A 9618-nucleotide genomic window follows, 5' to 3' on the forward strand; every position below is an offset into this window, starting at 1 on the left:
TCGTCTGATCGTCGTCCAACTCACGAATAATACAAGGAATAGACTCCATTCCCTCCTGCCCATTGTTAGAGTTAATCGATTCAAATGCAATCTCTCTCATAATTAATGGAACATGGCTCACTGAATATGGTTGCTCTAAGCATTGTCTTGTTGATTGAACAAATACATCCCACTCTGGTAGCCTTAAATCAGAATCATTCGAGTTTTTCACATAGTTAAAGCAAGTTCTTGTACTGGTAATACGATACCCATCTATTAATCCTCCATTTTGCATTAGATGAATTTATTGTCCTTGCCTCTCCAATTTTTGCGAAGGTAATGCTCAAATTTATAACCTTCAATATCTAGCTCACCTACATGGTCTGTAACGATAACCTGTGGTTTATATGAAGTTGCTTCAGCAATCAAATCTATTTCTTCTAAAATTGTCTTGTATATCTGCTCCACTTTTTGAACATCATTTGATTTTTCATTTTCATCAACAACGAATTTTTCAGGAAAGTAAACCTGGCTTGGTTGGTCGAGAAATAGTATTGATGGTATAGCTGACTTTTCTTGTACCGCAAAAAAATGCAGGAAACTTAGAAACAGACTAATATGGCAAGCCAACCAATTAGCTCCACTTCCCATTTCACTTAGATAAACCCACGACTTATTCTCTTTGTCATAATGGTACAAATCAAAAGTATCTAATTTAAAATTCATATCTGCTGGTCTGAATTCTTCTTCAAAATCCAACTTCTCGATTATTCGACATACATTGTTTTTGAAGAAAGTGGTTGCTTGTGAATAATAGGAATACAAATTATATCCATCGATTAACTTGTTTAACTGGTTGATTCGTACATCCATTTCATCATCATTTTTACGCAAATTAATTAGCTGTTCCTCAACCTTTTTACACTGAATATCGATTTCAGCTCTTGCATATACAACTTCATGGTCTAACTTCTTTGTTTTCTTCCATCGTTCTGTAATATCTTCAATTTTTCCAATTTCTAAACCAAGTCTTCGAATTTCATCGGTTAGTTTTTCCTTCTCCATCTTAAGTTTATGGATTTGTAAGTGAAACTCATTCCCTTGCCCCTTAACACTTGCTAGTTCTTCAACAAGCCATTTTTTTGAATCTCTCATAGTCTCAATTCTCTTCGATATGACTTCTACATTTTGACCACATACAGGACAATCATAAGAATCATGTTGATTTAACGAATGATTTATTATGGCTCTCATTGACTTTAAGTTTGAAGAATAACCCTGTCCGTAGCCATGACTAAGTTCTAAATTACTAATACTCATCTCAATGTCATATCTATTTTGTTTTAGTTCTTCTCGTTGGTTTCTTAACTCCTCGTATCTACGTTCCATGTCTTCAGATAAATAACTGTCTCTTGTGAAATCGGGCAAATTCTTTCTCAATGTCAACAATTTGTTTAATGGGATACTTTCATCGAACGTTTTGCCGACTAGCATATAATATCGTTTATACGTATCTAATAATTCTCGTCTAATTTTATCAGTCGATTTACTGTATGATAGTTGGACTTTTTCGTTTCTCTTTTGTTGTTTTAAGAGTTCATCAAGTTCAATTCGATAGTTATAATACTGTTGGTCAACCCATCCAGCAAAAACTGGGAATTGTTTTATGGTCTGTTCTCGTTTTTGAGAATCCTCAAAGCGATAGAATAACGCGAATTTACTGGCAACCAAATTCTGATGTTGAAACATGTAAGAAGTCATATTTCTTATCGTTGGTCTTGGATCGCTTCTAGTAGCATCAATATTTTCAGTTGAGTTTGTAACTGAAATTCCAAACTCCTTACCCAACTCAATTTTTGCTTGTTCCAAGTTAAGTGCATGTTCATCTGTGAAGATATCCATTGATAGTTCTTTTGGACTAATCACTTTTGAAGTACGGTACAAATACATTTGCTTTTTACCTTCATTATCAGAACGTTTACGAGCTGCAACTAAGTGGTAATCAGGGAATTTTAAAACGATTGCAAATAGATACCCAAACTTAGTTACTTCCCCTTTTGGAATAGTTGATTTTGAACTTCCAAGACAGTAATCAATAATCTCTAACAAAGCGCTCTTTCCGCTTTTAGATTCACCTGTAATGACATTTAGACCATCTGTTAAATCAACATGCCTTTTATCGCCACTTTCATTAAAGGCTAAAATTGACTTTATATAAACGTTCATACAAGTGTGACCCCCAGCAAACGATATATGTTTGAGACTTCCATCTTTGAACAAAGTAACCCTAAGTAATGTGATGCTCTAATAAAATCCTTTACATTCTTATTAAGAAAATTTTTATAATCAATAGATTGGGAAAGTTGAATAAAACCGTCTGTATGAAGACGAACTCTCCCTTCATTAGCAGCGATAATAAATGCTTGATTAGTAGAAGTGTAGAAGTAAAACACTCTTTCTTGTAGCCCCCCTAATGCAGCAACTTGGTCTACATCATCCACGAATAAAGAACGCAAAGAACTTCTGCTCTGTGCTGTAATTAATAACTTACGTGAAGGACGATAGTAAATAATCGGCAGTACAATGTATAACAAATAATATGGAGCTTGTTTTCCATATCCAGTAATGAAGGCATGAATAACTCTGCTCTGGAAAAAAGGGTTTAAGGAGATGTTCTGAATATGGTCTACATATTCTTCGCTTATCATTTCTTCACTACGTTCCATGAAAACCCTCTTTCCTCAACAACTTTATGAATAATTCCTCGCTGAAAATAGGGGCGATTAGGTTTAACAGAGTAATAATCGCTTACAGGCATATCCATTGCCTTGTCATACAGGCTTTTAGATTTTTGTATAATATCTTCTGACTTCGTTTCGTCACAATCGTCTAGAAAAGTAGACTTGTATTCTACTAATGAATCTTTGATATCTCTCTGGAATTCATTTAAATCAACGTTGAAGGTTGGATTGTTCATTGATGAATAGAATATTGCTTGCTGCGCTCTCCAGTAATTTGAAATTGCACTTGGAATCTTTAAATCGTAATGAATTCCTCTAATTTCCTCAACAAATCTCCTACTTTTAAAACTCTCTGAATCATGCGGAGTATCTTGTACATCAGGCGGTAATCTCAAAGCCCCAGATGAACTCGTAAATCTATCGCGTATTTCACATGCAAGTGAATCAAAGTCCTCACATGTAATTTCCCATCTGTGCGGTGGGGTAACAGGTAAAGTTAAAATATGCCCCATAAGGCTATGAATAAAAGGCTTTCTATCGTTTTTCTTTATACTTTTAAAGAAGCTACTTTGCATTATTTTCTTTTCAATAGCCACAATATCTGTCTGGTCTGTATATATCTCAACCTTTTCAAATATCGTCAAAATGATTTCTAGATCATGATTAAATATCGCCTCAAAAATTGGACGAAATCCTTCTTCAGTCTTCTTTTTTTCAAATCCAATCTCCATCAGAATTTTTAATCTCTCGTATGCTTTGACGGAGTTCCAAGAACTTAAACTACTTTTTTCTCCAAATGAAGATGTGGTGTATAGAATCAATTTTTTGAAATTACTCATGTTGTGATGATATATCACCCAATTACGGAGAGTCTTCCACAAATCAATATGACGGTCACTTAATGTATGCTCTCCTTCATGTCGCTTGACCTCAATGTTTTTTGATTCATCTTCAGACTCGACTGAGATATCCCCATACTTTTCGACCAAAAGTGTTTCGTTCTCTTTAAGATCCAAACAATATGAAAGAACCACATAATAGTGGTAGATATCCCCTAACTTAGTTTTTGTATCATCATTTTTTTGTGAAATCGGATTTTGAGCCAATAAACCATTCACTTCCTTTGTACTAGAAATCCTAGTTCAATAGTTCGACATAAAAGCCCTATTTTCCTTCTTTTTCCTTCTAATCCAGCCGCTCTTAATAACAAGAAGCACCCTCTAATCGTTTTCAAGCGATTAGAGGGTGCTTCCATTTCAAATAATATGTAAAATAAGCCAACATTCCCTTGATATAGCCTCATCCCCGAGATCGAAGTGCATGTCTATTGGACTTCGTTGCGCTGCGCGCCGTGGCGCGTAATCGAGTTATATCGCGACCACGGTACGAGCGAACAATTCCACAGCGAGATCAAAACCGATCTGGATTTGGAGCGTCTGCCCGCCGGGAAATTCGCCACCAACAATCTAGTGCTGCATGCAGGATTATTCGCATACAACCTGCTTCGCATCATGGGGCAGGAAAGCCTCCGGGAAGACGATGCGCCGACCCGAGGCAACGTCAAACGCCGACGCATCCGCACGATCATTCAGCACATCATCTACATGGCGGCGCGTTACGTGCGCCATGCAAGGGGAATTGCACTGAACTTCGGCAGCAACAGTCCTTTGTTCCTCACCGCGCACCGAATCTATCGGGCATTTGCGTGAGTTTGTGAAGGTACCGTCTCGTCTTTGTAAAGACCAAGGTTTATTTGCTATGTCTTTGAAAGGGACTTGACGTAAGAAAGGAGTGCCGGGAGAGTTGGCAGTTGCCTTCAGTTTACCATAAAACCCCAGATTTTGTTTCGTAATGAACACTTATAATTAAGCTAAACTCCCGTTACTTTAACGGACAACGGCAGCCGATCGTTGGCCGGCTGCCGTCTATCGATATTGAACTAACGTACCCGTAACAATCCCCACGTACAGTAAAGTGCGTGGGGATTACGTGATTATAATTTAGTAGCTTGATAAACGAATTTCTGATTGCTGCTTGTTGGTTTTTTTCCTTCATCAAAATCTGCGCAAACAGTGACATTGGAAAAACCAATGCTTTCAAGGATGTATTTGAATTCCTCGACACCGTACCACCGCAATGCAAATCGCTGCAATTCCGTTTGGACCAATGCCCCATTACACCACTTTTCGTATTTTAAGTAGCTCACTCGGTATTAATTGAAGAATAAATCAGCTTCAACACACTTGCCTTCCATCGTGATGATATCACCATTAGGCAAGTGATATGTTGCCGATCCGCCCCATCGCCCTAATTCGGAATTGTTATAATTGTTGTCTGGCAAAAACAGGTCAAGGTACAACTGCCCACCTGGTTCCAAGTGTTCATACAACCGCTTTAGAACTCGAAGTGACTCTTCCCGCTGTTCGATTAACAGAAACGAACCCCCAGGAATGATGATTGCCTCATACTTATGTGGCAAAGAAAGCTCCTGCAAGTTTGCTTCATATAAGTTGGCAGTTAATCCGCGTTTATCACATCGGCTGCGGCATGAATCCAACATTTGCGGAGAATAGTCCACTCCGTCTACGATCAGGCCAGTTTCAAGAAGAGGAATGATCAACCGTCCAGAGCCAACCATGGCCTCCAGAATGCGTCCCTTACAATGTTTAAGGTTTTCGCGATAATACTCTACGTCTCCACCAAATGATTGCCCAATTTTTTTGGTTAGGTCATAGACCTCCGTGCAAAGTTCACCGTAATTACTTAAAGACATATAAGCTTTCCCTCCGTGGTTTGGTTTTTGCCCGGAAGGGATCAGCGCAAGCAATTATCCCTTCCGCACCTCGAAAATAACTGCGTCGACATCTAATTTAATGGTTCTCACGATAATCACTCGCTTTCTAAAAGGATACTTCCAGATTACACCATAGGAAAATTTTGGACAACAGGAATCTTGGGTCTTGTTAAATATAAGAATTCTGCCCCATTACTTCAATGAAGAAGGGAGCAGTTGCCGCGGCGATCTGCTCCCTGTCCATAATCCGTTAGCGTAATGACCAAGCCTCCGGATAATTAAACTTGGACATGTCTCCCGGTCCACTCAGCGCAAATACGACAGTCCGCTGCATCGGATCGATTCGATCCGGTCGAGGCGGAAATGCTCCACCTCGCCTGATTGCTCGCACCAGGCGATCACAGCAACATGCGCCTGAGTCGCCTGGGAATACGTCCGGTACGGGTGAATGTCAACTTCATGCTCGCCCGCGTTGTCGGCGTAAACGATGCGCAGCTTATGTCCGCGTTCAATCGCCTGATCGATATCATGCTTATGCTTCGCCGTCCTGGTGTCCACGATAAACGCAGGCAGCTCGCTGTCCTCCGGCTGGTACGGGACGAATCGTTTGAGCGTCTGTACGACCCGGTCCAACCCTTCCACGTACCCTATCGATTTGACCGCTTCCTCGTATTTGTAGATGAGAAAGTTTACGATACGGATATCCGTCTCCGTTAAAAAAACAGAGGGCAAAATATATGCCACATCATTGTATTCGTAGCCGCGGCGCTTGGCGTTGTAGTACATCGGCGCGCGCAGCGAGTCCTGCATATATTCGATATCCCGCCCCGCCTGCCGCACCGATATTTCGAAATGTTCCGCCAACGCTTTCGCATTCGGGAAGCGTCGCGTGCGAATTTGCTCATCGAACCACAGGATGCGGTGCATATTACTCACAGCCGTACGCCCTCCTTTCCGAGATACGAGCCATGCTTCCGATTACACGCCCACGACTGGTACCCGGTACCCTTTCCCCGAACATGAGCTCACGGCACGCTACCACCACTCGAACCGGACCGGATCGAAGGCGGGCAGCGTCGGTGTCCGGCGCGCCGCGGCTTGCAGCACCTGTTCGGCATCTTCGGCATGCACCATCGTGCGGAACGTGTCCCGAAAATGGAACGCCGGAACCATATTCGGCCACTGATACGCACTCAGTCGAGCGGAGCGCAACTCCCGCAAAAACGGAGCGTACAACGAGTCCGCCGCCTGCCCGCTTTGCTCCGCCGCCGTTTGTGAGACGGCCAACTTCAGCACCGACCACAGCTTGCCGATTTCGCCGCCGGGCGCAGTCAGCTTGCGCAAAAATGCCCACGCCAGCTCCCGTTCCGGGCATGATGGCGAAATGCCGTAGCCGCACACTTCAAATAAATTCGGCTTCCCCGGATCGCGCGGAAACCCGGCAACGCCGAATTTCGCCCGCTGCTCAGCCTTCATCGGCCGGATCGCCCAGTTCGCATCGATATACATGGACATTTTGCCGTGAATAAAGCAGTCGATCCACGACTCGCGGCTGACTTCCATGCGCGGGGACAACCCTTCGTCGATCAATTGCAAATAACGACGAACTCCTTCGATTGTAGCTTCGCTGTTCAAGTAGCCGTCCAACGTCGTCCCGTCTTCCGACAAAAATGCCCCGCCGCAATTCCAGGCGACCGGCTCGACGTAAATCATGTAACCGAAGCTGGCAAACACGCCATAGCGCCGGATGTCCCCCCGCTCATCCCGAAGCGTCAAACGCTCCGCCGCAGCCACAAACTCCGCCCACGTCCAGTTTTCCCGCGGATATGAGAGCCCCGCCTGATCGAAATGGTCCCGGTTGTAAAAAACGCCGAGCGTATCGGCCATCACCGGAATCGCTCCGATGCGTCTATCCGAATGCACCGCCTCATGAACGCTCGGATAGTAGTCGCCCATGTCGATGCCGTCACGCGTAATCAAATCGGACAAATCCGACAACAGCCCGCCGTCCAGACATTGCCCCATGTTCGCCCCTCCCCATTCGACAATGTCCGGCCCGTTTCCTTCCGTCAACTGCCGCCTCATCGTCTTTAAGTCCGGCGCCAACTCCAACACAATAGCGACGCCCGGATGGTCCTTGCGAAACTGCCGCGCCGCCTCCTGAATGACCGCCATTCGCTGGTCGTCATGCGTCGCAATTCGAAGCTGCATTTCGTACCGCCTCCTCTGTATGATTTGACTTACAGCCTCAGTATACCGAAGGCGGTCGGACATATCGTGTCCGACGAAGGCCAACCTGTTGAGGTTTCTCAAAAGCTGAAGGATCCGCCAAGGCGGATCCTTCTTTTGATTCATTCAACTATCGTCTCCGTCGTATTAGTCCCACACCTTATAATCCTTCGTTCTCTTTATAGTATTGGCCCTCCAAGGACAGCATCGTTGCAACGATCACAACTAGAATCCCCACAATGGGTAATAAGCGGATTCTGAGTAATGGCCTCATGTACAATATTTAATATTTTATTCATGGAAATAACTCTCCAATTACTATTTCCAACGGTAAGGTTCTTTTCGAAAGGTGCAAAGAGGCTCTCGAAATTGATAAATCCATCAGAACAACCACCAACTTCAACCATAATCGGTGCGCCTGATAAATCTTTAGACCACCTCCGAAACATGTTACGGCCAGCCATTTGTTCAGCTAAATGCAAAGCCGTCATCCGTTTCAGACCTACGCCCATAAGCACTACTTCACCATCTAATTCGGCCAGTGTTCTGAGAGGGGCATAAACATTGTTTGGTTGCTGCTTAGTAATCAATTTCTCCGCTAAAAGACCGATGGCGGTAAATGAATTTAATGGGTGATTTCCACGCTTTCGATTCCTCATTCTTAAGATCGCGCTAGGAATCGCTCCCATGTCCTGTTTGTCTATTTCATTGCATTCGGGATTATAAATCTCAGATGCTTTTTGTTCCTTGGTTGCCACCCAGCTATAATCTCCACAACCATTACGCCTCGGTCTAAATTCAATTGGCGGAACCTCTGAATAGATCCAAGAAAATGTAGGAACCAAAATTGTGCACCCTTGATCCAGAAAACATTGAACAATTCCTTCAGCCCCGCCCTCAACCCATCCGAAGGAGCGAAGAGAAGAGTGAACACAAATAGGTTTTTGTGAAAGTCCCAAAATTTTAATGGCTTTTGAAATATCTTCTCTAGTGACAGCCATGTAAATCAACCTCCCAAAACAACAATTAATAGCTATACGAATCCTGTGCTATTTAGCCAGAGGAGCTGCAGGATCATAATTTTGGCAGCACTAGATGATTATGTTCATTATAACAACCAATGAATCGGTATAGTTGGTATATATTTCATTAAACGAATCTACCCGTTACTTCAACAAACGAAAAAAGAGCTGCAGCCTAGGAGCCCCTCCACTATCGTACCTTGTAATAAAGTTCACATGTTGTTAATTTACTAGTTCTGATTACGAAGTTCCTCAGCTAGCATATACAGTTCGGCTAAATCGGGTCTTTCCTTTTGTTTAAATTTCTCCGCTGCTTCCCCTACGGACATTATTTCTACCGCGACAACTTTCTCCCCATCGTCGGGAATCAGGGGGTTCGAACTAACTTCTACATTTCCATATCCAACAAGACGGAAAAATTCCGGGTGCGGCAGATGAGGTTTGTATGCCTGGACATGATGTGAGAAACATTTCCATGCACCAAAAGGTACGTATGTCTGTAGAATGGCTCCGGCTTCCTCAATAAGCTCCCGACTAATCGTATCACCATATTTCTCGTCCTTTTCCAATGTCCCACCCGGTATTTCCCACTCTCCACTTTCTAAACGAATAACAACACATTTTTCATTTATAAACGGGACGATATTAACATTACTTATCAGGTCATCCTCTGGTATTTCCATGGTAAATTCCGAGTCGATTTTCCCCCAGATTGCTTTTTTGAAAAGGTTCGAGTATTTGTCTTTGAAGTACATTAGATTCCATCCCCCTTGAAAGAGAATTATATTGAGCGATATCCAAATAATTCCGCAATAGATATGAAGTATCCTGCCCGTTCGCAGCGAAGCTGCCG

Annotated in this window: 8 protein-coding genes and 1 pseudogene; 1 reads left to right on the forward strand and 8 read right to left on the reverse strand. The window is 43.0% G+C overall.

What is annotated here, in order from left to right; all coding sequences use genetic code 11:
- Positions 1–273: 273 nt before the first annotated feature.
- The 3 genes from FE783_RS32560 to FE783_RS32570 are packed head-to-tail and all read right to left on the reverse strand — an operon-like array spanning position 274 to position 3826.
- The gene (locus tag FE783_RS32560; protein WP_138883578.1) at positions 274–2205 is read right to left on the reverse strand and encodes a DUF3732 domain-containing protein; all 1932 of its coding nucleotides are present in this window, start codon (positions 2203–2205) and stop codon (positions 274–276) included.
- Positions 2202–2705 carry a three component ABC system middle component gene (locus FE783_RS32565; protein WP_138883579.1) on the reverse strand — a complete coding sequence of 168 codons (504 nt, stop codon included), beginning with the start codon at positions 2703–2705 and terminating at the stop codon, positions 2202–2204. Before FE783_RS32565 ends, FE783_RS32560 begins: the two co-directional genes overlap by 4 nt.
- Positions 2684–3826: a hypothetical protein gene (locus FE783_RS32570; protein WP_138883580.1), complete on the reverse strand. Its 1143-nt coding sequence runs from the start codon at positions 3824–3826 to the stop codon at positions 2684–2686. Before FE783_RS32570 ends, FE783_RS32565 begins: the two co-directional genes overlap by 22 nt.
- A gap of 210 nt (positions 3827–4036) precedes the next feature.
- Here FE783_RS32570 and FE783_RS32575 point away from each other — a divergent pair, with 210 nt between their 5' ends.
- Entirely contained in the window at positions 4037–4429 is a 393-nt protein-coding gene (locus tag FE783_RS32575; protein WP_420799789.1) for a transposase, read from the forward strand.
- Positions 4430–4713: 284 nt separating this feature from the next.
- Here FE783_RS32575 and FE783_RS32585 read toward each other — a convergent pair.
- The 5 genes and pseudogenes from FE783_RS32585 to FE783_RS32605 all read right to left on the reverse strand — a co-directional run.
- Positions 4714–5493, reverse strand: a pseudogene (locus tag FE783_RS32585) (class I SAM-dependent methyltransferase).
- 327 nt (positions 5494–5820) lie between these two features.
- Positions 5821–6441, reverse strand: coding sequence for a helix-turn-helix transcriptional regulator (locus tag FE783_RS32590; protein WP_238403342.1), 621 nt, complete (start codon positions 6439–6441; stop codon positions 5821–5823).
- A 108-nt stretch (positions 6442–6549) separates the two neighbouring features.
- Positions 6550–7725, reverse strand: coding sequence for an ABC transporter substrate-binding protein (locus FE783_RS32595; RefSeq protein ID WP_158302169.1), 1176 nt, complete (start codon positions 7723–7725; stop codon positions 6550–6552).
- A 197-nt stretch (positions 7726–7922) separates the two neighbouring features.
- The gene (locus FE783_RS32600) at positions 7923–8744 is read right to left on the reverse strand and encodes an AAC(3) family N-acetyltransferase (protein ID WP_138883584.1); all 822 of its coding nucleotides are present in this window, start codon (positions 8742–8744) and stop codon (positions 7923–7925) included.
- Between the two features lie 251 nt (positions 8745–8995).
- Positions 8996–9618 (reverse strand): NUDIX hydrolase (locus FE783_RS32605; RefSeq protein WP_238403341.1); only part of this gene is annotated, 623 nt, incomplete at its 5' end.

It is taken from the genome of Paenibacillus mesophilus (genome assembly GCF_005938385.1).
Classification (GTDB): domain Bacteria; phylum Bacillota; class Bacilli; order Paenibacillales; family NBRC-103111; genus Paenibacillus_AB; species Paenibacillus_AB mesophilus.